Annotated in this window: 20 protein-coding genes and 3 pseudogenes; 10 read left to right on the top strand and 13 right to left on the bottom strand. The window is 73.1% G+C overall.

Annotation, left to right across the window (positions count from 1 at the left end):
- Window positions 1–102: 102 nt before the first annotated feature.
- From AC4OXY_RS15035 to AC4OXY_RS15025, 3 genes and pseudogenes are all read right to left on the bottom strand, one after another.
- A pseudogene (locus AC4OXY_RS15035) lies at window positions 103–1,086 on the bottom strand (glycosyltransferase family 2 protein); the annotation flags it as partial.
- Complete coding sequence (locus tag AC4OXY_RS15030; RefSeq protein WP_071375857.1) at window positions 1,083–1,904, bottom strand: glycosyltransferase family 2 protein; 822 nt, start codon at window positions 1,902–1,904, stop codon at window positions 1,083–1,085. The pseudogene AC4OXY_RS15035 and the gene AC4OXY_RS15030, both read right to left, overlap by 4 nt.
- Before the next feature lie 386 nt (window positions 1,905–2,290).
- Complete coding sequence (locus AC4OXY_RS15025; RefSeq protein WP_491994052.1) at window positions 2,291–2,602, bottom strand: hypothetical protein; 312 nt, start codon at window positions 2,600–2,602, stop codon at window positions 2,291–2,293.
- Between the two features lie 363 nt (window positions 2,603–2,965).
- Here AC4OXY_RS15025 and AC4OXY_RS15020 point away from each other — a divergent pair, with 363 nt between their 5' ends.
- A complete protein-coding gene (locus AC4OXY_RS15020) occupies window positions 2,966–3,769 on the top strand; it encodes an SGNH/GDSL hydrolase family protein (protein ID WP_491994051.1) in 804 nt (267 codons plus the stop codon).
- Between the two features lie 59 nt (window positions 3,770–3,828).
- Here the strand turns inward: AC4OXY_RS15020 and AC4OXY_RS15015 are convergent, their stop codons facing one another.
- The 4 genes from AC4OXY_RS15015 to AC4OXY_RS15000 form a co-directional block, all read right to left on the bottom strand.
- On the bottom strand, window positions 3,829–5,463 hold the full coding sequence (locus AC4OXY_RS15015; RefSeq protein WP_491994050.1) for a serine/threonine-protein kinase: 1,635 nt from the start codon (window positions 5,461–5,463) through the stop codon (window positions 3,829–3,831).
- Between the two features lie 43 nt (window positions 5,464–5,506).
- Entirely contained in the window at window positions 5,507–6,976 is a 1,470-nt protein-coding gene (locus AC4OXY_RS15010) for a nickel transporter (RefSeq protein WP_491994049.1), read from the bottom strand.
- Window positions 6,973–8,355, bottom strand: coding sequence for a tetratricopeptide repeat protein (locus AC4OXY_RS15005; protein ID WP_491994048.1), 1,383 nt, complete (start codon window positions 8,353–8,355; stop codon window positions 6,973–6,975). The genes AC4OXY_RS15010 and AC4OXY_RS15005 overlap by 4 nt, the downstream gene beginning before the upstream one ends.
- Window positions 8,356–8,470: 115 nt before the next feature.
- A complete protein-coding gene (locus AC4OXY_RS15000; RefSeq protein WP_356022530.1) occupies window positions 8,471–10,009 on the bottom strand; it encodes a DUF4331 domain-containing protein in 1,539 nt (512 codons plus the stop codon).
- Window positions 10,010–10,226: 217 nt separating this feature from the next.
- Here AC4OXY_RS15000 and AC4OXY_RS14995 point away from each other — a divergent pair, with 217 nt between their 5' ends.
- The 3 genes from AC4OXY_RS14995 to AC4OXY_RS14985 all read left to right on the top strand — a co-directional run bounded on the left by AC4OXY_RS14995 (window position 10,227) and on the right by AC4OXY_RS14985 (window position 12,001).
- On the top strand, window positions 10,227–10,769 hold the full coding sequence (locus tag AC4OXY_RS14995; protein ID WP_270084660.1) for a sigma-70 family RNA polymerase sigma factor: 543 nt from the start codon (window positions 10,227–10,229) through the stop codon (window positions 10,767–10,769).
- A complete protein-coding gene (locus tag AC4OXY_RS14990) occupies window positions 10,766–11,593 on the top strand; it encodes an anti-sigma factor (protein ID WP_356022527.1) in 828 nt (275 codons plus the stop codon). Before AC4OXY_RS14995 ends, AC4OXY_RS14990 begins: the two co-directional genes overlap by 4 nt.
- A gap of 126 nt (window positions 11,594–11,719) precedes the next feature.
- The gene (locus AC4OXY_RS14985) at window positions 11,720–12,001 is read left to right on the top strand and encodes a hypothetical protein (RefSeq protein ID WP_356022526.1); all 282 of its coding nucleotides are present in this window, start codon (window positions 11,720–11,722) and stop codon (window positions 11,999–12,001) included.
- A gap of 73 nt (window positions 12,002–12,074) precedes the next feature.
- Here the strand turns inward: AC4OXY_RS14985 and AC4OXY_RS14980 are convergent.
- From AC4OXY_RS14980 to AC4OXY_RS14970, 3 genes and pseudogenes are all read right to left on the bottom strand, one after another.
- Window positions 12,075–12,432 (bottom strand): annotated as a pseudogene (locus AC4OXY_RS14980) (CoA transferase); the annotation flags it as partial.
- 46 nt (window positions 12,433–12,478) lie between these two features.
- On the bottom strand, window positions 12,479–13,258 hold the full coding sequence (locus tag AC4OXY_RS14975) for an ABC transporter permease (protein WP_376289062.1): 780 nt from the start codon (window positions 13,256–13,258) through the stop codon (window positions 12,479–12,481).
- Window positions 13,255–14,223 carry an ATP-binding cassette domain-containing protein gene (locus AC4OXY_RS14970; protein WP_491994047.1) on the bottom strand — a complete coding sequence of 323 codons (969 nt, stop codon included), beginning with the start codon at window positions 14,221–14,223 and terminating at the stop codon, window positions 13,255–13,257. Before AC4OXY_RS14970 ends, AC4OXY_RS14975 begins: the two co-directional genes overlap by 4 nt.
- A gap of 63 nt (window positions 14,224–14,286) precedes the next feature.
- On the opposite strand from AC4OXY_RS14970, the gene AC4OXY_RS14965 reads away from it, so the two are divergent.
- Both AC4OXY_RS14965 and AC4OXY_RS14960 read left to right on the top strand, forming a co-directional pair.
- Window positions 14,287–15,009: a TetR/AcrR family transcriptional regulator C-terminal domain-containing protein gene (locus tag AC4OXY_RS14965; RefSeq protein WP_376289058.1), complete on the top strand. Its 723-nt coding sequence runs from the start codon at window positions 14,287–14,289 to the stop codon at window positions 15,007–15,009.
- Window positions 15,006–15,497, top strand: coding sequence for a nucleotidyltransferase domain-containing protein (locus AC4OXY_RS14960; RefSeq protein WP_491994046.1), 492 nt, complete (start codon window positions 15,006–15,008; stop codon window positions 15,495–15,497). Before AC4OXY_RS14965 ends, AC4OXY_RS14960 begins: the two co-directional genes overlap by 4 nt.
- On the opposite strand, the gene AC4OXY_RS14955 is transcribed toward AC4OXY_RS14960, so the two are convergent.
- The 3 genes from AC4OXY_RS14955 to hmgA are packed head-to-tail and all read right to left on the bottom strand — an operon-like array spanning window position 15,379 to window position 18,664.
- A complete protein-coding gene (locus AC4OXY_RS14955; protein WP_356022514.1) occupies window positions 15,379–16,533 on the bottom strand; it encodes a type ISP restriction/modification enzyme in 1,155 nt (384 codons plus the stop codon). The genes AC4OXY_RS14960 and AC4OXY_RS14955 overlap by 119 nt on opposite strands.
- Before the next feature lie 26 nt (window positions 16,534–16,559).
- A complete protein-coding gene (locus tag AC4OXY_RS14950; protein WP_356022511.1) occupies window positions 16,560–17,309 on the bottom strand; it encodes a GntR family transcriptional regulator in 750 nt (249 codons plus the stop codon).
- Window positions 17,310–17,353: 44 nt separating this feature from the next.
- Entirely contained in the window at window positions 17,354–18,664 is a 1,311-nt protein-coding gene (hmgA, locus tag AC4OXY_RS14945) for a homogentisate 1,2-dioxygenase (RefSeq protein WP_376289051.1), read from the bottom strand.
- 161 nt (window positions 18,665–18,825) lie between these two features.
- Between hmgA and AC4OXY_RS14940 the strand changes: the two genes are divergently transcribed.
- The 4 genes and pseudogenes from AC4OXY_RS14940 to AC4OXY_RS14925 all read left to right on the top strand — a co-directional run bounded on the left by AC4OXY_RS14940 (window position 18,826) and on the right by AC4OXY_RS14925 (window position 22,097).
- Window positions 18,826–19,437, top strand: a complete 612-nt coding sequence (locus AC4OXY_RS14940; RefSeq protein ID WP_491994045.1) for a hypothetical protein — start codon at window positions 18,826–18,828, stop codon at window positions 19,435–19,437.
- Window positions 19,438–19,502: 65 nt separating this feature from the next.
- Window positions 19,503–20,123 (top strand): TetR/AcrR family transcriptional regulator, encoded by a 621-nt coding sequence (locus AC4OXY_RS14935; protein ID WP_491994044.1) that lies wholly within the window; start codon window positions 19,503–19,505, stop codon window positions 20,121–20,123.
- An 87-nt stretch (window positions 20,124–20,210) separates the two neighbouring features.
- Window positions 20,211–20,819 (top strand): annotated as a pseudogene (locus tag AC4OXY_RS14930) (transporter permease); the annotation flags it as partial.
- A 36-nt stretch (window positions 20,820–20,855) separates the two neighbouring features.
- Complete coding sequence (locus tag AC4OXY_RS14925; protein ID WP_491994043.1) at window positions 20,856–22,097, top strand: MFS transporter; 1,242 nt, start codon at window positions 20,856–20,858, stop codon at window positions 22,095–22,097.
- Window positions 22,098–22,173 lie beyond the last annotated feature (76 nt).

Here is a 22,173-nt window from a genome sequence, read left to right as displayed (position 1 = left end):
CGGGGGCGTGGGCAGCGTCCCCCGGACCGGTGGGGTGGACGGTGTTGCCCTGTCCGGTGGTGTGGAGGGTGTCCGTGGGGTTGCAGGCGCGGACGGTGTCGCCTGGATCGGGGCTGCCGAGAACGTCGTACCGTTGCGCCGCGCCCGTAGGCTGCCCACCGCGTAGCCGCCGGCGGCGCTCAGCACGCCCGCGACGATGGCGCCCGCGCGGCCCGCGCCGCCCGGGCGGGCCAGCAGGGCGTCCCGCAGGCCACGAGCGACCCCGGCGGGCAACACCCGGGTGGTGTACCGGCGTTCGGACTCCAGCCCCTTGTCCGCGCCGACGCTGCGGGCGACCAGTGCCTTGGACAGGCCCTCGGCGTAGGTGCGGGTGCGGAAGTAGGCGAAGTGCTCGCGGGGTGCGGGCACCCGGTGGTGGATCACCGCCCGGTCGTCGATGAGCAGGACGGCGTCGGGGCGGGCGCGGGTGAGGCGGATGCACAGCTCCGTCTCCTCGCAGCCGAGCGGGCGGCGGTCGCCGTCGCGGCCGATGCCGGTGGCGAAGCCGCCCGCCGCGTCGAAGGCCGTACGCCGGAACGAGGCGTTTCCGCCGAGCACGTTGCGGACCCGCACCCGGCCGGCAGGCAGGCCCTTGTAGGTGCAGCCCACCACCCAGTCGAACTCCTCCGGGAACCAGTCCGGGCGCCGGCCCGACGCCCAGACCGGCACCGTACGGCCGCCGACCGCCATGACGCGCGGGTCGGCGTACCCGGCGGCGAAGTGGCGCAGCCAGTCCCGCTCGGCCACGGCGTCGTCGTCGAGGAAGGCGATCACGTCACCCCGGGCGGCCGCGATGCCGGTGTTGCGGCCGGCGGACAGGCCGCGCGGGCCCGCGTTGGCCAGCACGCGGACGCTCCCGGTCGGCTCGCACTCCTCCTTGTACTCGCGCTCCAGCCGGTCCTTGAGGGCCGGGTTGTGGTCCACGACCAGGAGCGTCTCCAGCGCCGGACGCGACTGCGCGCGCACCGAGGAGACCGCCGCGAGGATGTCCTCCCAGCGGTCCTCGGTGTACACGCAGATCACGACGGAGATGTCGGGATCTCTCAAGACACCTCTCCCCGGACCGCGTCGAGCATCGGCGAGTGGCGTTCCTGGCGGCGCAGCTCACGCCGGTTGGAGCGCTCCTTCAGGATGACCTGGAGCACCCGGAACCCGTCGCGTACCGCGCGCAGGTTGCTGGTGCCGTGGATGCGGAGGTACTCGTGGCTCGGTATCTCCTGGACCTTGAGCCCCGCCTTGACCACTCTGATGTTCATCAACGTCTCGACCTCGAAGCCGGTGCAGTCGAGGTCGATCTTGTCGAGGCAGTGCCGCCAGAAGGCGTTGTAGCCGTAGCACAGGTCGGTGTAGCGCGCCCCGAACTTGCGGTTGACCACGGCGCACAGCGCACGGTTGCCGAGCTTGCGGATGAAGGTCATGTCGTCGGTGCCGCCGCCGTTGGCGAAGCGGGAGCCCTTGGCGAAGTCGGCGCCGGAGACGAGCGCGGAGACGTACGACACGATCTCGCCGCCGTCCGCCGAGCCGTCCGCGTCCACCATCACGATGATGTCGCCCCGGCAGGCCTCGAACCCGGTGATCAGGGCATCCCCTTTGCCCTTGCCACTCTGTTCGACGACCCTGACGCCGGGCCACAGGGACCGGGCCACCTCGACCGTGTCGTCGGTGGAATTGCCGTCCACCAGAACGACTTCGTGTATCCAGTCCGGAAGGGTCTTGAAGACGTAGGGCAGATTCTCCGCCTCATTCATGGCGGGAATCACCACGCTCACCGGCGGAGTGATCGCGAGGTGAGAGGAGATGGGCCGGTAGTTCGCGGCGATTAACGGATCTTGCCCCGAAGCCGGCGGGCGCAGAACGGAACTCATGGGTCTTTTCCCTCTCGTCCGGTGGACCACCCACCCCCGGGTGGCCCGGTTGTCTGTCCGGTTCGAAAGGGGGGTTACTCATCTTCGGCACGGCGAAATGATCTCCGGGCACGTTGATGAGCTGGCAAAGCTGGCCGGTCTGCCCGGGAAATACGGCAGCCGGTCGCGCGGCACGACTCGGTCACAGCTGTGGTCACCGAGCACGGCACCCCCCTACCGCGCCCCGCGCCGGAACGTCACGGCCCTGAGCCCTCCCCTGAACCGTGTGCTGACGGACCGATGCGGGTGAGACGTATGACGGTATTGACGATTGAACCAGAATGGCAAGACCTGGATATCAGTCTCACGTTTCTGTTGGTTTGGCCGTTGCATAACTTTGGCCGGAGTTACTCACTTTTACGTAGAAGAACCCACAGGAGCAGCAGCAGACTCGGTGCGGTCACGGCGATCACCCCGCCGTGGACGGACCAGCGGTGCGCGGCCAGCATGCCCTGGGCCACCAGCATGTTGAGGACGACCGAGCCCGCAAGGGCGGCGAGCGTCCGGGGATACGGATCCAGCCCGCGCAGCGCCGCCGCGATGGCCGCGGCCGGCGCGGCGAGCAGGAAGAACAGCGTGCACGGACCGCGCAGCGGTGAGCCGGAGTCGGTCAGGGCGAGCAGTGCGCCGACCGCCGCGACGGCGGTCGCGGCCCCCATGAGCAGCGGCGACAGGACCCTCCCCGGTCCTGGCCGTGCCCCTTCGGGCTGCTCGGTGGCGCCGTCCGATGGACGTGACTTGATGCGTAAGGTCTGCATTGGCGACCGTGCCCCCCGATTTGACCCCGACGCGCGGGATGTCGGGCTTCAATGTGGCGCAGGCCGGGGCGGGCGTCAAGACGGGATCCGGGGCCGAGTTGACTCGTGGTCAACACATTTGGCATGCACACGCAAGATGCGGTGCGGTGAACTTCTTCGGCTGATCTTGTTCAGACTTCAAAAGTTCTTGGCATGAACACTTCCGGTCAACACGCGTAGGAGTTACCACAGTTGTAGGCAGAGATCCTGCTATAGGGAGGCACCATGAGTCGTTCCAGACTTTTCGGATTCGTGACCTCGCTCCTCCTCGCCGCCGGACTCGGACTCGGCGGAGCCGCGGCGGCCCAGGCCTCGACAGCGGCAACCGGCGGCTATGTGGCGCTCGGTGACTCCTACTCCTCCGGAGTGGGAGCGGGCAGCTACATCAGCTCCAGCGGCAGCTGTGACCGCAGCACCAACGCGTACCCGTACCTGTGGAACGCGGCCCACTCCCCGTCGTCGTTCGCCTTCAACGCCTGCTCCGGCGCCACCACGGACGACGTCCTCGGCAACCAGCTCGGCTCGCTGAACTCCGGCACCTCGCTGGTCTCCATCACCATCGGCGGCAACGACGCCGGGTTCTCCGACGTCATGACGACCTGCGTGCTCCAGTCCGACAGCAGCTGCATCAGCCGCATCAACACCGCCAAGGCGTACGTCGACTCCACGCTCCCCGGCAAGCTCGACAACGTCTACAACCAGATCAGCGCCAAGGCCCCGAACGCCAAGGTGGTCGTGCTCGGTTACCCCCGCTTCTACCTGCTCGGCCAGACCTGCCTCGGGCTGTCCGACACCAAGCGCTCCGCGATCAACGGCGCTGCCGACTACATGGACACCGCCATCCAGGCGCGTGCCGCGGCGCACGGCTTCGTCTTCGCCGACGTCCGCCCGGCCTTCTCCAGCCACGAGATCTGCTCCGGCGACTCGTGGCTGCACAGCGTGAACTGGCTCGACATCACCGAGTCGTACCACCCCACCGCGGCCGGCCACTCCGGCGGCTATCTGCCGGCGTTCACCAATAACGCGTAACCGACCGCACGCGGTACGGGTGATCTGCGCGTCAACACGTCACCCGTGCTGTTCGCTCGTCAGGGTGAAGTTCCGGACGAGTCCGAAGCGGAAGCGGAGGCCCCGCCCGACGGGGTCTCCGTCGCCGTCGCACAGCTCACCGAGAACGGCACCGCGTTCGACGTGGCCCGCACCGGGGCCCGTACCTCGACGCTGACCGCGTTGTCGGCCGAGCCGGTCTGGGAGTACGTCGTCAGGGTCACCCGCACCTTCTGGCTCGTCCCGTCACCGGCCCCGAACGACAGCGTCTGCCAGCCGGGATCCGCGACCGACCCGTGCGCGAGCACCCACCGGTACGCCACCTGCGCCGGCACCCGTCCCACCGTGAACGTCGCCGTGAACGCGGGAGCCTGTCCGCTCGGCGGCGGACAGGGGCCGGAGTACGCCGTGTGCGCGCCGGCCAGCGTGACCCGAACCGACTGAGCGGGCCGGGCCGACGACGAGGTGCTGCTGCGCGGGGCCGACGGCGTGCCCGTGGCAGCGTCCGTGCCACTGTGCGTGGGCGCCTGGGCGCTGCCGCTCACCAGGGGACCGCCCGTGCCGCTCGCGCCGTCGCTCCCGTGCCCGCCGCCATCGCGGTTGAGCAGGGCGTACGCCAGCCCCGCCAGCGCGACCACGATCACGAGCAGCCCCGCCACCAGTGCGACCACCGCCCCGCGACGGCGCCCGGGTTCCGGCTCGTCGGGCGGTAACTGCGTGGTGGCGGGCGGTGGTTGGGGCGCCCAGGACTGCTGCCCCGACCACGGCTCCCGGGCCACGACGGTCCGGGCGTACGCGGACGGATCCGGTGGCGGCTCCGGGCGGGGCGCCCCACCTCCGGAGGGGGTACCCCCGGCCGCCACGAGCCGCAGCTCCCGCTCCGCCCGCTCGGCACCGGGCCGCTGGGCCGGGTCCTTGCGCAGCAGCCCCGCGACGACCGGCGCGAGCGGACCCGCCCGCAGCGGCGGCGGCAACTCCTCGTCCACCACGGCCCGCAGGGTGCTCAGCGGGGTGTCGTAGCGGAACGGGGAGACGCCCTCGACGGCCGCGTACAGCAGCACGCCCAGCGACCACAGGTCCGACTCGGGGCCGGGGGTGCGGCCGAGCGCCCGCTCCGGAGCCAGGAACTCGGGCGAGCCGACGACCTCGCCGGTCATGGTGATCGCCGAGCTGCCCTCGACCGAGGCGATCCCGAAGTCGGTCAGCACCACCCGGCCGTCGTTCGCGAGCAGCACGTTGGCCGGCTTCACGTCCCGGTGCAGCACCCCGGCCGCGTGCGCGGCGCGCAGCGCGGACAGCACCTCGGCGCCGATGTGCGCGGCCTCCTGCGGCGCCAGCGGGCCCTCCGCCTCCAGCCGGTCGGCGAGCGACAGCCCGCGCACCAGCTCCATCACGATCCAGGGACGGCCGCCCTCCATCGCCACGTCGTACACCGTGACCACGTTGCGGTTCGCGACCCGGGCCGCGGCCCACGCCTCCCGTTCCAGGCGGGCGTACATCCGCTCGACGTCGGAGGCGGGCAGCCCGGCCGGGGCGCGCACCTCCTTGACGGCCACCTCCCGGTGCAGCACCTCGTCCCGGGCCCGCCACACGGTGCCCATGCCGCCCTCGCCCAGCGGGGACAGCAGACGGTAGCGGCCCGCGATCACACGGTCGCGGCCCGGATCTTCGGACACGAGCGCCCCCAGGCATGTCGCGTGATTTCTCCACAAACGTAGCTCAACCGAGGGCTGTTGCGGCCCCCTTGAGCACCAATCCGGCGCCCAGGGCCAGGACGGTGAGCGCGGAGGCGAGCGGCAGGCTCCGGCGCACGAGCGCGCTCAGGGGGTGCGCGGTCCACCGCGGGCGCCGTTCGAGCACCCGGGACGCCCCCGAGCCCAGCCGGACCACGGCGACCCCGGCCGCGGTGAGCGTCAGCGCGAGCCCGGCGCCGTAGGCGACGACGAGCAGCAGCCCGAACCAGGCCTTGCCGAGTGCGGCGGCGCCGACGAGCACGACCACGGCCGACGGACTGGGCACGAGCCCCCCGGCGAAGCCGAGCAGGATCGTGCCGCGCAGGGTGGGAACGGTGGGGTGGGTGTGGGTGTGACCGCCGTGGGTGTGGGTGTGGCTGTGCTCACCGTGGGCGTGGCCGTCATGGGGGTGCGTGTGGGCGTGCTCGTGGCTGTGGGTCCGGTTCCGCAGTGCCCGGCGTACGAGGTTCACCCCCGCCGCCAGGACCAGGGCCCCGCTCGCCAGGCCCAGCCAGGCGATCACCGAGGGCGTGGCGGCGGACCCGGCGGTGACGAGCAGGCCCAGGGCGACGACGCCGAGGGTGTGGGTGACGGTGACCGACGCGGCCAGCGGCAGCACGTCCCGGAGCCCGGCCCGGCCGCCGCGCGCCGCCGCGGTGGCCGCCATCAGGGTCTTGCCGTGCCCCGGCGCGAGGGCGTGCAGGGCGCCGAGGACGACCGCGACGAGCAGCGCGAGGGCGGCGAAGCCGACGGTGAGGCCATGGCGGGCCACCAGGCCGTCGAGGGCCCGCGTCCAGCGGTCGGCGCCCCGGGGCAGCACGGAGGCGGCCGGGGCGTCCGGCCGCTCCTCGGCGAGGGCGGGACCGCCGGGACGCACGCGCAGCGACGCGGTGGAGACGTCGGCCGGGGACGACAGCAAGTCCTTGGGATACGTGGTCAGTTCGTGCGAGACGGACGTCCTCGGCACGTCCGAGCCGGTGAGCGTCGTCCGGTCGCCGCGCGCGGTGATCTCCCGCCAGCCGGGCCCGGACCAGTTCGTGTCGGCGCGGAAACCGAGGGCGAGCGACCCGGCGCGGGGGAGCGGGGCGGACCAACGGCATTCCACCCGCAGGGTGTTGAGCCCCGCCTGGCCGGGCCGTGGCGTGGCCCGGCTGTCCCGCACGGTGAGGGGGACCCGGCGCCCGGCCACGGTCACCTCGCTGCCCCGGGCGTCCCGCTCGCAGCGCTGCCGGGCCCACCGAGCCGTCCCCAGCCGCTCGATGTCGGGCTTCGCCTGGGTCGCCGGAATCTCGGCCAGGTCCTCGACGTGCTCCACCCGGAGCTGCCCCGGCGCCGGGACGAGTCCGTCGTACCGGTTGACGGTGAAGTTGCCGAGCGGATGCGCGCTCGCGGCGGCGGCCGGCAGGAACACGAGCGCACACCCGGCGGCGAGGACGAACGGCAGACGCGGTCTCACTTCGCGGCCTCCAGGGCTGTGCGGGCCGCGGCCGCGCCCACGGGGGAGAAACCGGGGTTCAGCTTCAGGGCCGAGGCCAGCACGGCGCGGCCGGCCGCACGGTCGCCGGTGGCCAGCTCGATCACGCCGCGGTGGTAGAGGAAGACGGCGTTGCGGTAGCCGGTGGCGGTGGCCTGACGGGCGTAGGAAAGGGCCTCCGTGTCCCGGCCGTTGACGTGCAGCGCCCAGGCGAGCGCGTCCGCCGTGTGCACGGTGTGCCGGCGGGCCCACTCGGCGCGGGCGGCGCGCAGGGCGGCCGCCTTGTCGCCGTGGTCGGCGGCGGCCAGCGCGGTGTCGAGGTCGGCGTCGACGCCGTTGGCGCGGGCCAGCGCGACCCAGGTGTCCACGAGCGCGTACTGCTGCCGCGCCCTGGCCAGGTCCCCGGCCGCGCCCCGCGCCTCGTACAGCTCGCCCAGCTCGACGAGCGGAGCGGGCAGCGGATACCGGGACACCACCGACTCCATGCCCGTGATCGCCGCGGCCCGGTCACCGCTCGCGGCCTGCGCCCGGGCCCGGCCCTCCAGTGCGGGGAGGTAGGTCTCGTCGGCGGCGAGGGCGCGCGCGTACTCCGCGAGCGCGGTCCCGTACTCGCCCTGGTTCCACGCGAGTTGGCCGAGCTGGGTGGCCACGTAGGCGATGTCGCCGGGCGAGGTGGCGAAGGACAGCGCCTGCTGGAGGACCCGGCGTGCGCTCGGCACGTCCCCGCGCAGCTCGTGCACGTACGCGTACCGCGTGAAGACCGGCACGCCCGGCCTGCGCGCGTCGGCGGTGTCGGCCGCCCGCGCCGCCTCGTCGTACCGGCCGAGCTCCACCAGGGCGTCGATACGGGAGCACAACGCGCGTTCGCTGTACGGGTTCTGCCGCAGCGCCCGGTCCGCGTAGGTCAGCGCGCCCGCGAAGTCGTGCCGCGCGGCGGCGAGCGCGGCGCGTCCGGCCAGCGCCTGGTCGCTGTCCGGCGCCAGTGCCAGGGAGCGGCGCAGCGCCTGGTCCGCCTGCGGGTACCGCGACGGGTCGCCCTTGGTCCGCGCCTGCTCGACATAGGCCAGGGCGAGCGTGGCCCAACTCCCGGCGTCCTTGGGCTGGGTGCGCAGGTGCGCCTGGAGCGAGGCGATGCTCGCGTCCAGGTTCCCGGTGCCGAGGAGGCCGGGATCCACGGCACGGGACGCGGCAGGCGCGGCCGCGGGCGCCCGGCCGGCGCCGACGGCCACCGCACCGCCGGTCAGCGCCGTCGCCAACAGTACGGCAGCGCACCCGAGTTGAAAGGTCCGCCACCGCCGCCCGGCGGTGCCCCGCTCGTCGGCGGCGGCCGTGTCGTTCTCGTTGTTCGCGCGCGGGCCCATGGCCTCTCCGCCTCTCCTCTGCTCCGTCTGCTCCCCGTCTGCTCCGTCGACGGGGTGGGAGGCGCGGCCCGCCGTGGGGGGATACGGGCCGCGCCGGTCTGGGGTGGGGACGGGGTCAGTACGGGCGCTGCAGCCGGCGGCGCCACCAGGCGAAGGCCGTGCCGAGCAGCAGGATCCCGGCCGCGCCCGACGCCGCCGACGCGGCGATCAGCATCGTGTCGCCGGAGCCGCCGGAGGAGCCCGCCGGCTGGAGCGCGTCGCCCAGCTGGCTGCGGACGTCCGTGCCCGCGCTCGTGCCCTTGGCGAGCGGGCCGCGCGAGCCGGAGGTGGGCTCGGCGACGTACGGGAAGGACTTCTCGAAGGTCTGGTCGTTCGCGTTCACCCCGTCGCCCAAGTCGTTCTTCATGCCGACCAGTTCGCCCTCCATCACCTGGAGCGCCTCGTCGACCACGTCGTCGCCGAGGCGACGGCCGTTCGGGAAGCCCGCGTTGTCGCCGTCCAGGACGCCGAGCCGCTTGGGGTGCGCGCTCGGCTTGATCGACGTGTTCAGGCGCAGCTCCTCCGAAGGCCGCACGTTCGGCGGCTGGTTGAGGCCCTTGACCCCCTTGAGGAACACGTCGACCAGGTCGCCCCGCGGCTCGCTCGGCGCCTTGATCTTGTAGATCGACTCGATGAGCTTCGGCAGCTCGGGGTGGGTGACGTTGTTCAGGAACCGGCCGTCGTCGGCGGGCTGGGAGGCGTTGAACCTGTCTTTGTCCTTCTGCGGGTTCACGACCTCGTTCACCAGCGGGTTGCCCAGACGGGAGACCTGGCTGTAGTAGCCCTGCGCGTTACGGCGCTGGGTGGTGGACCAGATGCCGACCACCGGCTGGCCCGCGGACTCGCGGATCAGGGCGGTGGGCACCTGGAGGGCGATGCTGTTCACGTTGTAGCCCTTGAGCGTGTCGTTGCCGACCTCGCTGAGGTTGCCGCCGTACAGCAGGTCGAAGACGCGCAGGTCGGCGAAGAACGGGTCGTCCGCCTGCCCGGCGAACGTCGTGCCGCCGCCCTTCGTCCGGTGGATCGCCTGGGCGCGCAGTTTGGCGTAGTCCGGCATGGACGCCTTGCCGACGTCGGAGGGCGCCACCGGCACGTCGTTCGCGAGCTTCGCGCGCGAGACCACCCGCCCGTGCCTGAACTGGAGCAGATCGATGTCGTAGGTCTGCGTGATGTTGAGGTTCGGGTCGTCGAGGCTCTTCACGACACCGGTGTTGTAGAGGAACGTCCTGCCGTTCTTCGTGTGGGTCCTGAAGGTGTAGCGGAAGACCAGATCGTCGTGCGCGTCGCCGTTGTTGTCGATGTGCAGGTCGTACTGGGCGTCGTCGGCGAACGTGTAGAAGTTCGGCCCGCCCGCCGGCTCCTCGAACGGGATCCAGTTCGCCACGATCGTCGTCGTGTCGGGCTTGTCCGGGCTGACGAACGCGTACAGGTCCGTGTTGTCGTACTGCGGGGTCCCCGAGATCAGCGGGGCCTCCCGGTGGGAGGAGGCGGAGGCCGCCCCGGGGGCCAGCGCGGCGACGCCCGCGGCGGTGAGCCCGCCGGCCGCCAGCGCGCCGCACAGGAGCGTGACCAGGCCCGTGCGGCCCCGGCCGCGCCTGGAAACAAGAGGTGTCATGCCGTCTGTCCGTCCGTCCTCGGTGCCGACTTGCCCTTGACGGACGCTCATTCGGAGCCGGGCGGGGGACGGATTGGCCGGACGGGAAAAAAGATTTGGGCGGCTCCCGACCCGCGTTTTCGGCCCGCTCATCCGTATCACCGGCGGGAGGTGGGCGTTCGTGCGGATGCGCGGAGCACGGGGAGGGGCCGGCTGCGGCCACGGCGAGGGGGCCCGCATACAGGCGGACGAGCTGCTCGTGCTCGTCGCGGGCGGCGATCACCGGGCGTTCGAGGACCTGTACGCCCTGGTGTCCGGCCCGGTGTACGGGCTCGTACGGCGGGTGGTGCGCGACCCCGCCCAGTCCGAGGAGGTGGCCCAGGAGGTGCTGTTGGAGACCTGGCGGTCCGCTGCCCGGTTCGATCCGGGCCGGGGCAGCGCGCTGTCCTGGATCCTCACCCTCGCCCACCGCCGCGCCGTCGACCGGGTGCGCAGCGCCCGCGCGGCCGGCGAACGCGAGCAGCGGGAGGCACTGCGCGCCGGGGAACCGGCGTTCGACCAGGTCGCCGAGGAGGTAGAGGCGGGACTGGAGCGGGAGTGGGTGCGCCGCTGTCTGAAGCGGCTCACGGACCTCCAGCGCCAGTCGGTGACCCTCGCCTACTACGACGGCTACACCTACCGTGAGGTCGCCGAGCGGCTCTCGCTGCCGCTCGGCACGGTCAAGACGCGGATGCGCGACGGACTCACCCGGCTGCGCCAGTGCCTGGGAGGCGCCGCATGAGCATCCTCGGCAGGCTGCTGCGCCGCGGCGATCCGCACTCCCTCGCGGCCCCGTACGCGCTCGACGCCCTCGAACCCGGCGAGCGGCGCCGGTTCGAGAAGCATCTGCGGGACTGCGAGCGCTGCGGCGCCGAGACCCGGGCGCTGGCCGAGGACGCCGTGCGGCTCGCCTGGTCCACGGCGGCCCCGGCACCGGCCGCCCTCCGGGACCGGGTGCTGGCCGCCGTACGCGCGACACCGCAGGCCCCGGCGCCGGCCGCCGCGGCGTCGGGCGCGGAGCGCACGCCCCGGCTGCCGCCGCACGTCTGGGGCACCCAGCCGCCGCCGGGACGCACCCGTACGCCCCGCACGCGCCCTCTGTTCGTGCCGCTCGCCACGGCGACCGCGGCGGCGGCCCTCGTCGTCGCCTCGCTCTTCGGGGTCCAGGCGCACCGCGCACAGGGCCGGCTCGACGCCGCGCAGGTGCGGGCACGTGAGATCGCCCACGTTCTGGCGGCTCCCGACGCCCGCGCCACGAGCAGCAAGGACGCTCGGGGCCGCGGTATCGGAGTGATCGCTTCCGCCTCGGAGCAGGAGGCCGTCGTCACCCTCAGCGGATACGGCACCCCGTCCGGCGGCCGTGTACACCAGCTCTGGCAGATGCGCCCCCATGCGCAACCGCGCTCCCTCGGGCTCTTCGCCGCTGACACGCCGCTGATCGCCAAGGGGCTTGAGACCTCCTCGACGTCACTCGCCGTAACCGTCGAGCCTGACGGCGGCTCAGCGCAGCCCACCGGCCAGCCCATTGTCCAACTCACCCTGAAATCGGTCGGATTCGGAGAGTAGTCATCGAGGGATGGTCAACCTCCTTGCGGGGAAGGTGAATCCTGTGGCCGAGATACACGCGTGCCGCCCTGGGGCGATAGGGTTACCCTGCCCGGGCCGGGTGGACTCGTACGGGTGGGGAGTGACATGGATCAGATAACAGTGCGCAGCAGGGCCAGGATCCCTGCGATCACCTGCGGGAGCAGCGCGACCAGTTCGCGCCTCGACCGCCATCTGTCGGTGCTGGCGGGTCCCGCCATACCGCAGCGGGAGACGGTCGAGGCGACCTCGCTGATGCTCGAACTGACGGCGCGTGACACCGCCCACCAGCGCAGTGACCGGGGCAAGCGGGTCAGCCGCGTCTCCCTGTTCGCGCCGCTGCGCCGGCTGCGCCGCTCGCTCTTCGGCGGCCACGGACGCGGGCACTGAGCGAGCCGAGCGGGCGGTGAGCCGCCGCTGACCGAGCGAGCGGCCCCCTGGAACCCATCCGGGGTGCCCGCGCTCAGGCCACCACACCGTCCCGGCGCATCGCTGCGATCTCGTCGTCCGTCATCCCCACGGCATGCAGCAGCGCCCCGGTGTGCTGCCCGAGCGCGGGCACATCACCCATCCGTGCCTCGTCCCCGCCCGGCAGCCGGGGGAGGGAGGCAGCGCGCCTTCAGCGGCCCCACCGGCGAACCCACCTGACGCCACCGCTCCCCGTTCGGCCGGCCGCCGCCACTCCCGGTCGTTCCGCACGGACAGCAGCACGTGCCCGCCGCCGGCCGTCGGACAGGCGTCGTACGGCGCGATCACGGCGTGCGCGAGCCCGGTGCGCGCGGGGGCTCGCCCCCGTGCATCGCGTGGTGCAGCGGTGCCCCGGCTCCGGAGTCCCGGTCACCGACCCGAGCCCGGAAGTAGTGCGGTTCAGCCGCCGCGGCTGTACCGGCGCACCGCCAGTGGCAGGAACACGGCGACGAGCGCCAGGCTCCAGACGAGCGACCCGGCGACCGGATGCGCCACGGGCCAGGCGGCGCCGCGCGGGACGGGCGCGTTGCCGAACAGGTCGCGCAGGGCGGTCGTCACGGCGCTGATCGGATTCCACTCGGCAACCGTGCGCAGCCAGCCCGGCAGGTTGTCCGTGGGGATGTACGCGTCGGACAGCAGCGGCAGCACGAAGGAGGAGGCGCCGAGCTGCCCGGCCGCGTCCTCGCTGCGGGTGAGCAGCCCGAGGTGGATCCCGACGCAGGTGCAGGCGAACCGGAAGAGCAGCAGCAGCCCGACGGCGCCGACGGCGTCGAGCGCGCCGCCCTCGACCCGCCAGCCCACCGCGAGCCCCACCAGCAGCAGCGGAATCGTGCCGAGCGTCGTGACCACGAGGTCCGCCACGGCCTGCCCGAGGGGTACGGCGGCCCGGCTCACCGGCATCGTCCGGAACCGGTCCATCACGCCCCGGTGAGTGTCGGCGGCGGCCTGGAACATGCCGTTCATCAGGCCGCCGGCGGCGGTCGCGACCAGCAGTCCGGGCACCAGGAAGGCGCGGTACTCGCGGCCCGGCATCGCCAGCGCGCTGCCGAAGACGTAGCCGAAGAACAGCAGCATGTTGACCGGCATCAGCTGGGTCAGGACCGTCAGGCCCGGGTTGCCCAGGACCCGGCGCAGCTGCCTGCCCGTCATCGCCAGGCCGTCGTGGGTCAACGCGCTCATGTCACCAGCTCCTTGCTGTCGGCGGACGCGGCCCCGGACCGTCCGGTGAGCCGCAGGAAGACGTCGTCGAGGGTGGGCGGGCGCAGGCTCGCGTCGAGCAACGGCACACCCGCCGCGTCGAGTTCGCGCACCAGGCGCGGCAGGGTCAGCGTCCGGTCGGTGGTGACCGCGCCGACGGCGCCGCGCTCGCTGTCGAACACGGGCTCGCCGCCGGTGAGTTGGTCGAGCACGGCGGCGGCCTTCGGGAGCGCGTCCGGGGCCGCGACCACGGCCTCGGCGTACGACCCGATGAGCGCCTTGAGTTCGGCGGGCGAGCCGGTGTGCGCGACCCGGCCCCGGTCCACCAGGGCGATGTCGTCGGCGAGTTGGTCCGCCTCCTCCAGGTACTGCGTGGTCAGCACCACCGTCGTGCCGTCCGCCCGCAGCTCGCGCACCGCCTGGTGGACGTGGTTGCGGCTGGCCGGGTCGAGCCCGGTGGTCGGCTCGTCGAGGAAGAGCACGTCGGGGCGGCGGATGAGGCTCGCCGCTAGGTCCAGCCGGCGCCGCATGCCGCCCGAGTAGGTCGAGGCCTTGCGGTCGGCGGCCTCGGTGAGCCCGAAGCGCTCCAGCAGTTCGCCGGCCCGGTCGGCCGGTCCGCGCACCCGGTGCAGCCGGGCGAACAGCCGCAGGTTCGCCCGCCCGGTGAGGTCTCCGTCGACCGAGGCGTACTGCCCCGTGACCGAGATCCGGCTCCGTACGGCGGCGGGCTCGCGCACGAGGTCGCACCCGGCGACCCGCGCGGACCCGCCGTCCGGCCGCAGCAGCGTCGTCAGCAGCCGTACGGCGGTCGTCTTCCCGGCGCCGTTCGGCCCGAGCAGTCCGCAGACGGTGCCCTCGGCGACGGCCAGATCCAGTCCCCGCAGGGCGTGGACAGCGCCGAAGCGTTTCTCCAGGCCTTCGCTAAGTACAGCGTACGTAGTTGTCATGAGGCGACCATAGCGCACTGCGTACGCTGTACGTAACTAGCATGGTGACCGAGGTGATGACCGATGGCAGTCCGAGGGGCCGTCCCCGAGGTGATCTGGGCGCGCCCCGAGCGCACCGGGCGGGGTCCGAAACCGGCGTACACCCGCGACGACATCGCGGCAGCCGCCGTCCGGATCGCCGACGCGCAGGGGCTCGACGCGGTGTCGATGCGGCACGTCGCGGCCGAGCTCGGGTGCGGCACCATGTCGCTGTACAACTACGTCCCCCGCAAGGAGGACCTGTACGAGCTGATGATGGACACGGCCAGCGCGGAGCACGTCCTGTGGGAGCCGGGCGGCGACTGGCGGGCCGACCTGATGAGGGTGGCGCGCGAGACGCGCGCGCTGATGCGCCGGCATCCGTGGATGCCGCGCCTGATGTCCCCCGTCTACGGCTTCAGCCCCCACGCCCTGCGCTATCTGGAGCACTGCCTGGCCTGCCTGGACCCGCTGGAGGCGTCCTACGGCACGAAGCTGGAACTCGTCGCGATGGTCAACGGCGTGGTGACGACGTACGTCCGCAACGAACTCGACACCGCCGAGCGGGTGCGTGCGCTGCCGTGGTCGGAGGCCGAGGAGAACAGGGCGCGCGGCGCGTATCTGGGGCGGCAGCTGGCCTCCGGCGCGTTTCCGAGGATGGCGGAGGCGTTCGCGCGGGACGCGGGGCCGGTGGATCTGGAGGAGGTCTTCGAGCGGGCGCTCGGGCGGCTGCTCGACGGCTTCGCCCCGGGGACCGGCGACCGGTGAACCGGGAGCGCGCCGGGCGTCAACTCGCCCTGATCGCACAGACCCTGGCGACGGCCCGCCGCCAGGGCATCCCGCTCTGGCTGCGCGGCGGCTGGGCCATGGACTTCCTCCTCGGGGAGGTCACCCGGGAGCACGGGGACAGCGACTGGTTCGCGCGGGCACGGGACGCCGCGCCCCTCGCCGGGCGGCCCGCCCCCGATCTCCGGCTCGACTTCGTCAGGGGCGCGCTGGACAGCAGTCTCGCCCTCGTCGACCGGGATGCGGCGGTGGGACTCCGGAGGGCCTTCACCTGTTCAAGATCCCTCAGCAGACACCTGGCTCACCCGTCCACAACCTCGCCGGACAGAACAGTCAGACCGGACGGAACGGTTAGAGCAGAGCGAACTGGCCCTCCGGGCCCTCCTCGTGGTGGTCCAGGACGGAGGCGGGGCGGCGGGACGAGGCCGGTGGCGGAAGGATGCCGGCCGCGCGCAGATCGCCGGCGGTGATCGGTGAGGCGATCTCCAACTCGGCGCGTCCCGGGCGCAGTTCGGCCAGCAGGGCCAGGACCGTGATGAGCTCCAGCAGCTCCGAGGTCCAGCTCTGCGGCCAGCCCGCCGGGCGGATCGCCGCCAGGGTGCCGGCGGCGGCCGGGGCCGTGCGGGCCGTGAACCAGGACTCCAGCACCCGGACCCCCGCCACCTCGAAGTCCCAGGCCTGCGGCGGGACGGGGGAGATGCGGCCGTCGTCCAGGTGGAGGGTCTCCTCCTCGGCGTCGTAGTGCAGGGTGAGGGGGCGGGGCGGCAGAGGTGCGCGGACATAGGGGCGGCGGCCGCCCGGCAGCCTGGGGCGGTCGCCGTCGCGGCGCATCAGCCACAGGGCGCGGCGGCCCGACTCCACACCCCGGTCCCAGACTTCGGCGTCCCCGGTGAGCGGGACGGTGAGGTCCGGGCGGACCGCCGCCAGGATCCAGGCCAGCAGGTCCGCCGCCGTGGGGCGGCTGCCGAGGCGGTCCGCCAGAAGGGCCAGCAGGCCCGGCGCCAGATTGGGTTCCGTGCCGCCCGGGCGGCGGTAGAGGGGGCGGATCCGGGTGCCGCGCAGGGTGGGCAGGAGCGACGTGGCCAGCAGCGGGAGACCGGGGTCGGCCGTCTCCGCCGTGAACACCTGGTGCGCGTCCGCCACGCGCCACAACTCCGGGCGTGCCGCGTCGAGCAGCCGGTGGTCCGGGATCAGCCACTGTTCGTCGAAGGGGGCCGCCAGCACCCGTACCGGCCGTGCGCAGGGGCCCTCGGCGCGGGCCAGCCGCTCCGTGCCGGTCGACTGCCCGGGCAGCTGGCCCACCGCCGAGTCGAGGGTGCGGGCGCGGCTCGGCTCGAACAGGGCCAGGCGGCCCTCGCCCTCGGCCGTCAGCAGCGCGTCCCAGCGGGCCGTCAGGGAATCCGGATCGGGTGCCACCGGCCAGGCGCGCCCCGGCCGCAGCGGTGCGACGGACCACGGCATGAGGTCCGCCAGCAGCGGAGCGTCGGCGTACGTCACGCAGGGCATGGTACGGGCTCCCTGCACGGACCGGTTCAGGTCGCCTCCAAGGTCACCGTGAACGAGAACCGGTCCCCCCGGTAGTGGATCACCGCCACGTCCAGCACCCGGCCCTCGGTGTCGTACGTCACTCCCGTGTAGTGCAGGATCGGGCTGAGCAGCGGTACTTGGAGCAGACGGGCGGTCTCCGGGTCGGCGAGCCGGGCCTCCACCGTGTCCGTGATGCGGCTGATGTCCGCCCCGACCATGTCCCGCAGCACCTTCGTCATGGGCCAGCGGATCAGGTCCTCCAGGTCGACGTGCGCGGCCAGTTCGGGGCGGATGTGGTTGACGGCGTGGTTCGTCGGCTCGCCGGTCTTCTCGTCGCTGCGCAGCCGGTGGTACGTCGCGACCTCGTCGAGGTCCGGGAAGTACTCGGCGAGCGGTGCCGGCACGGGCGCGCTGCCGTGGTCCAGCAGCTCGGTCGTCATGCCGGACTGCTGGGCCACGATCGCGTCCACCGAGCCGAGCAGCCGCACCGGGGCGCCCCGGTGGGCGTCCGGCTCGATGAACGTGCCGCGCCGCCGGTGCCGGCTGATCAGCCCCTCGTCCTCCAGCTCCTTCAGCGCCTGCCGCATGGTCAGCACGCTCACCCCGTAGTGCTCCGCCAGTTGCTCCTCGGTGGGCAGCCGCAGCGGGGCCTCGGCCGAGCGGCCCAGTATCGAGGCGCGCAGCGACTGCGACACCTGGTACCAGAGCGGCAGCTTGCGGTTCAGGACGATCGAGTCCGGGGCGAAGGAGGTCACACGGCTATCCGTACCTGCCGATGAACATCAGGCGCAACAAGGTGTCACGCGCGGAAGTGGGGCTCCAGACCCCGCCACACGTCGTCGTAGCGCGGCTGGAGGTGGTCGGCGCCCGCCGCGTGCGCGGTGAGGGTCACCGGCCAGCGGGTCTCGAACATGAACGCCAGACCGTCGTCGATCTTCTGCGGCGTCAGCTCGGCCGCGCTCGCCCGGTCGAACGTCTCCCGGTCCGGGCCGTGCGCCGACATCATGTTGTGCAGCGAGCCGCCCCCGGGCACGAAGCCCTCGGCCTTCGCGTCGTACGCGCCCTCGATCAGGCCCATGTACTCGCTCATCACGTTCCGGTGGAAGTACGGCGGCCGGAACGTGTCCTCGCCCACCAGCCAGCGCGGCGCGAAGACGACGAAGTCCACACCGGCCAGGCCCGGGGTGTCCGACGGGGAGGTCAGGACCGTGAAGACGGACGGGTCCGGGTGGTCGTAGGAGATGCTGCCGATGACATTGAACCGGCGCAGGTCGTAGACGTAGGGCACGTGGTTGCCGTGCCAGGCGACGACGTCGAGCGGGGAGTGGTCGTAGGTCGCCGCCCAGAGGTTGCCGCAGAACTTGTTCACCACCTCCACCGGGCCCGCCACCTCTTCGTACGCGGCCGCCGGTGCCCGGAAGTCCCGTGCGTTGGCGAGGCCGTTGGCGCCGATCGGACCCAGGTCGGGGAGGCGGAACGGCGCCCCGTAGTTCTCGCAGACGTACCCGCGGGCGGACTCGTCCAGCAGCTCCACCCGGAAGCGCACCCCGCGCGGGACCAGCGCCACGTGCGCGGGCTCCACCTGCAGGCGCCCGAACTCCGTGTGCAGCAGCAGCCCGCCGCGCTCGGGGACGATCAGCAACTCGCCGTCGGCGTCCGAGAAGACGCGCTCCATCGAGGAGTTGGCGTGGTACAGGTGCACGGCCATGCCGGTGCGCTGCGCCGCGTCGCCGTTGCCGCCGAGCGTCCACAGACCGGCGAGGAAGTCCGTGCCGGCGGGCGGCTCGGGCAGCGGGTTCCAGCGCAGCCGGTTGGGGTCGGGCACGGACTCGGTGAAGGGCGCCGTGCGGAGCGCGCCGTTGTCGGTGCGGGTGAACGCGGGATGCGCGGCCGACGGGCGGATGCGGTACAGCCAGGAGCGGCGGTTGTGCGCCCGGGGCTCGGTGAACGCCGAGCCGCTCAGCTGCTCCGCGTACAGGCCGAGCGGCGCGCGCTGCGGCGAGTTGCGGCCCTCGGGCAGGGCGCCCGGCACCGCCTCGGAGGCGTGTTCGTTGCCGAACCCCGTCAGGTACGACAGTCCCGCGGCCGTCTTCCGCGCGTCCCCGCTCATGATCGCTCCCTCGCGTGCCGATTCCTATGTAACACCGTAGGAATGAGCGGGGGCGGACGCAAGAGGATCTCGCCTACTCCCTCCGGGGGACCACGGAGACCGGCCGGAACCAGACTTCAGGCGGATTCGAAAGGCCGGAATGCTGTTCTACCCTCGCGACCATGCCCAGGACCCCGTGGACCCGCAGAACTCTCACCGCACTCGCGGCGTGCGTCCTGCTGCCGCTGGGCGCGGCGGGCTGTACGGGCGGTCACGCCCGGAGCGGCGCGCCGTCGCCCGCGCCGGTCGGCAAGGTCCTGGGCGACACCGACGGGACGGGCCGCCACCTGCGCGAGGTCGACACGAAGAACGCGCCCGAGGTCGGCGTCGAGGTCACGCCGGACAGGCGCGACGGCTGGGACGTGCGCCTGACCTTCCACCGCTTCCACTGCTCCGCGCCCGGCGCCGGACACGCGGCGGTCACCGGACGCGGGCTCGCCTATCTCTTTGTCGACGGCCACGAGGCCGCCCGGCTGCGCTCGTACGACTACCACCTGCCCGGCCGGCTCGTCCCGCGCGGCACCCACCACGTCACCGCGCGCCTGTACGCCGACGACGGCACCGCGTGGGCCGTGCACGGCAAGCCGGTCCAGAGCACCGCCGACATCACGGTCTCGGACCCGGAGCCCTCGCGGAGCCCCGCGCCGGCCTCGTCGCCGACTCCCGCGCCGGCCTCGTCGCGGTCCGCGGGAAGGGTGTCCGCGCCGACGATGGGCGCTTCCCCGGTGCGATGACTGCATCGTCCACCGTTGTCCGTGCGGGAGGGCGAGGTTCACCGGACCCGGGGCGGAGAGGCATCATGAAGCCCGTGCCCCACGCGACTTCGCTCCGCCGTGCGCCCGTCCAGCGCCGCAGTGCCGAACGGCTGACCAGGATCCTGGACGCCTGTGCCGAACTCCTCGACGAGGTCGGCTACGACGACCTGAGCACCCGCGCGGTCGCGCTGCGCGCCGGTGTGCCCATCGGCTCCGTCTACCGCTTCTTCGGCAACAAGCGGCAGATGGCCGACGCCCTCGCCCAGCGCAACCTGGAGCGCTACACCGAGCGCGTCACCGATCGGCTGAAGCAGGCCCCAGGCGGGGGAGACTGGCGGGCCGCGATGGACGCCGTCCTCGACGAGTACCTCGCCATGAAGCGCACCGCGCCCGGCTTCTCGCTGGTCGACTTCGGCAATCAGATACCGGTCGGCGACCGCCGGTCCGAGCCCAACACCCGGGTCGCCGACCGGCTCGTCCGGCTGCTCTCCGGCCATCTCGGCCGCGCCCCGGACGACGAACTGCGGCGGGTCTTCCTGGTCGCCGTGGAGAGCGCGGACGCCCTCGTCCAGCTGGCCTTCCGCACGGACCCCCAGGGCGACGAGGCGATCATCACCGAGACCCGTGAGCTGCTGCGGGCGTACCTGGGCCGCGTGCTGGACTGAGCCGTCGGCCGCAAGGCTGTGACCTTGAAGAAGATGTCGCCGATCGCGGCGCTCGTGCTGATCCCCACGCTCGGCTTCGCTCGCGCGGGAGCCCCCACCGCCGCCACCGCGCTGAAGGTCGACGCGAGCGATGTCTTCGTGCCGATGATCCCGGACCCGGCCGTGGGCCTGCTGTTCGTCCTGGTCCTCTCCTGCGTCCTCGGCTCCCGCCGCACCACCCTGCGCCCCGGGCTGTACTGGTTCAACGCGCTGCTCACGGGCGCGCTGCTGACCGCCATGATCATGGAGTGGCCGCCGCCGTCTTCACCGGCGTCCTCCAGGGCGCCGGCGTGGTCGACCACAGGGCGACGTGGCTCGTGGACAACGTCCCCGACGGCACGGGCCTGCACATGGCCCTCGTCACCGGCGTGCTGAGCATCCCGCTGACGTACTTCGTGTCCGACGACGGCTTCTCCTTCGGCATCCTGCCGGTGCTCGCCGAGGCGGGGCAGGCGCACGGCGTCCCGACGCTGGAGATCGCCCGCGCCTCGATCGTCGGCCAGCCCGCACATGTCCAGCCCGCTCGTCCCGGCCGTCCACGTCCTGGTCGGCATGGCCGAGGCGGAGTTCGGCGACCGCACCCGGTTCGTCGTCACGTGGGCCGCGCTGACATCCCTGGCCGTGCTCGGGGCAGGAATCGTCTTCGGCATCATCTGACAACCGCAAGCCGATCACTCGACGGAGGTCGTATCCATGGCACCCGGTGGGAACCGCGGCTGGCTGCTCCGCCTCGTCCTCGCCTTCGGCTTCGCGCAGGGGGCGGTGTCGATGGCCCGGCCCGCCGTCTCCTACCGGGCCCTCGCGCTCGGCGCCGACGAGCGGGCGGTGGGCGTCATCGCCGGTGTGTACGCGCTGCTGCCCCTCTTCGCCGCCGTACCGCTCGGCCGGCGCACCGACCACGGCCGGTGTGCCCCCCTGCTCCCGGCGGGCGTGGTCCTCATCTGCGGCGGCTGCGCGCTGAGCGGAGCGGCGAACTCCCTGTGGGCGATGGCCCTGTGGAGCGGGGTGATGGGCCTCGGCCACCTCGGCTTCGTCATCGGCGCCCAGTCGCTCGTCGCCCGCCGGTCCGCGCCGCACGAACACGACCGCAACTTCGGCCACTTCACCATCGGCGCCTCCCTGGGCCAGTTCCTCGGCCCCATCGCCGCGGGCCTGCTGATCGGCGGTCCGGACATGGCCGGCAGCAGTGCCCGCGCCCTCGTGGCGGCGGGCGCGGGCGCGGCGGTCGCCTTCACCTCGCTGTGGCGACTCGAAGACCGTACGGCCCGTACGGCCGCCACGTCCCGTGCGGAGCGGCGCGACCGGGTCCCGGTCGGCCGCATCCTGCGCGCCCGGGGCGTCCCGGCGGGCATGCTCATCAGCCTCTCCGTGCTGTCCGCCACGGACATCCTCACCGCCTACCTCCCGGTCGTCGGCGAACACCGGGGCATCACACCGGCGGTCATCGGCGTACTGCTGGGCCTGCGCGCCGGGGCGACGATCGCCTGCCGTCTGGTCCTCACCCCGCTGCTGCGGCTGCTGGGCCGGCCCGCGCTGCTCACCGTGACCTGCTTCCTGGCGGCGCTGCTGTGCGCCGGGGTCGCCCTGCCGCTGCCGGTGTGGACGCTCGGCCTGCTCCTGACGCTGCTCGGCTTCTGTCTGGGGGTGGGCCAGCCGCTGTCGATGACCACGGTGGTGCAGGCCGCGCCCGACGAGGCCCGCTCCACCGCGCTCGCCCTGCGCCTGACCGGCAACCGGCTCGGCCAGGTCGCCGCCCCGGCCGCCGCCGGTCTGGTCGCCGGGGTCACGGGCGCGGCGGCGCCGTTCGTGATGCTCGGGGCGTTGCTGCTGCTGTCGGCGGGGGTGGCGGTGCGCTCGCCGGGGCGCAAGCGGGCCGGACGGGTGGCGGGGGAGAGGGCGGGGCGTACGGGATTGCGCCGCACGAGCGATCTCTGACGGCGCGCCGGAGGTCGGTGCCATGGGATGAGGCGGCCATCGCGCAGAGTCCAGACGAAAGATGGATTTGTATGAA

The sequence above is a fragment of the Streptomyces sp. HUAS MG56 genome (genome assembly GCF_058673395.1).
The sequence above is the reverse complement of the archived record's forward strand: the minus strand, read 5'-3'. Positions and strand labels throughout refer to the sequence as shown.

Excerpts from the sequence above, each read along its gene's own strand:
- AC4OXY_RS15030 (WP_071375857.1), bottom strand. The coding sequence starts at position 1,904 with ATGAGTTCCGTTCTGCGCCCGCCGGCTTCGGGGCAAGATCCGTTAATC.
- AC4OXY_RS15025 (WP_491994052.1), bottom strand. The coding sequence starts at position 2,602 with ATGGGGGCCGCGACCGCCGTCGCGGCGGTCGGCGCACTGCTCGCCCTG.
- AC4OXY_RS15020 (WP_491994051.1), top strand. The coding sequence starts at position 2,966 with ATGAGTCGTTCCAGACTTTTCGGATTCGTGACCTCGCTCCTCCTCGCC.
- AC4OXY_RS15005 (WP_491994048.1), bottom strand. The coding sequence starts at position 8,355 with ATGGGCCCGCGCGCGAACAACGAGAACGACACGGCCGCCGCCGACGAG.
- AC4OXY_RS15000 (WP_356022530.1), bottom strand. The coding sequence starts at position 10,009 with ATGACACCTCTTGTTTCCAGGCGCGGCCGGGGCCGCACGGGCCTGGTC.
- AC4OXY_RS14990 (WP_356022527.1), top strand. The coding sequence starts at position 10,766 with ATGAGCATCCTCGGCAGGCTGCTGCGCCGCGGCGATCCGCACTCCCTC.
- AC4OXY_RS14985 (WP_356022526.1), top strand. The coding sequence starts at position 11,720 with ATGGATCAGATAACAGTGCGCAGCAGGGCCAGGATCCCTGCGATCACC.
- AC4OXY_RS14975 (WP_376289062.1), bottom strand. The coding sequence starts at position 13,258 with ATGAGCGCGTTGACCCACGACGGCCTGGCGATGACGGGCAGGCAGCTG.
- AC4OXY_RS14970 (WP_491994047.1), bottom strand. The coding sequence starts at position 14,223 with ATGACAACTACGTACGCTGTACTTAGCGAAGGCCTGGAGAAACGCTTC.
- AC4OXY_RS14965 (WP_376289058.1), top strand. The coding sequence starts at position 14,287 with ATGGCAGTCCGAGGGGCCGTCCCCGAGGTGATCTGGGCGCGCCCCGAG.
- AC4OXY_RS14955 (WP_356022514.1), bottom strand. The coding sequence starts at position 16,533 with ATGCCCTGCGTGACGTACGCCGACGCTCCGCTGCTGGCGGACCTCATG.
- hmgA (WP_376289051.1), bottom strand. The coding sequence starts at position 18,664 with ATGAGCGGGGACGCGCGGAAGACGGCCGCGGGACTGTCGTACCTGACG.
- AC4OXY_RS14940 (WP_491994045.1), top strand. The coding sequence starts at position 18,826 with ATGCCCAGGACCCCGTGGACCCGCAGAACTCTCACCGCACTCGCGGCG.
- AC4OXY_RS14935 (WP_491994044.1), top strand. The coding sequence starts at position 19,503 with ATGAAGCCCGTGCCCCACGCGACTTCGCTCCGCCGTGCGCCCGTCCAG.
- AC4OXY_RS14925 (WP_491994043.1), top strand. The coding sequence starts at position 20,856 with ATGGCACCCGGTGGGAACCGCGGCTGGCTGCTCCGCCTCGTCCTCGCC.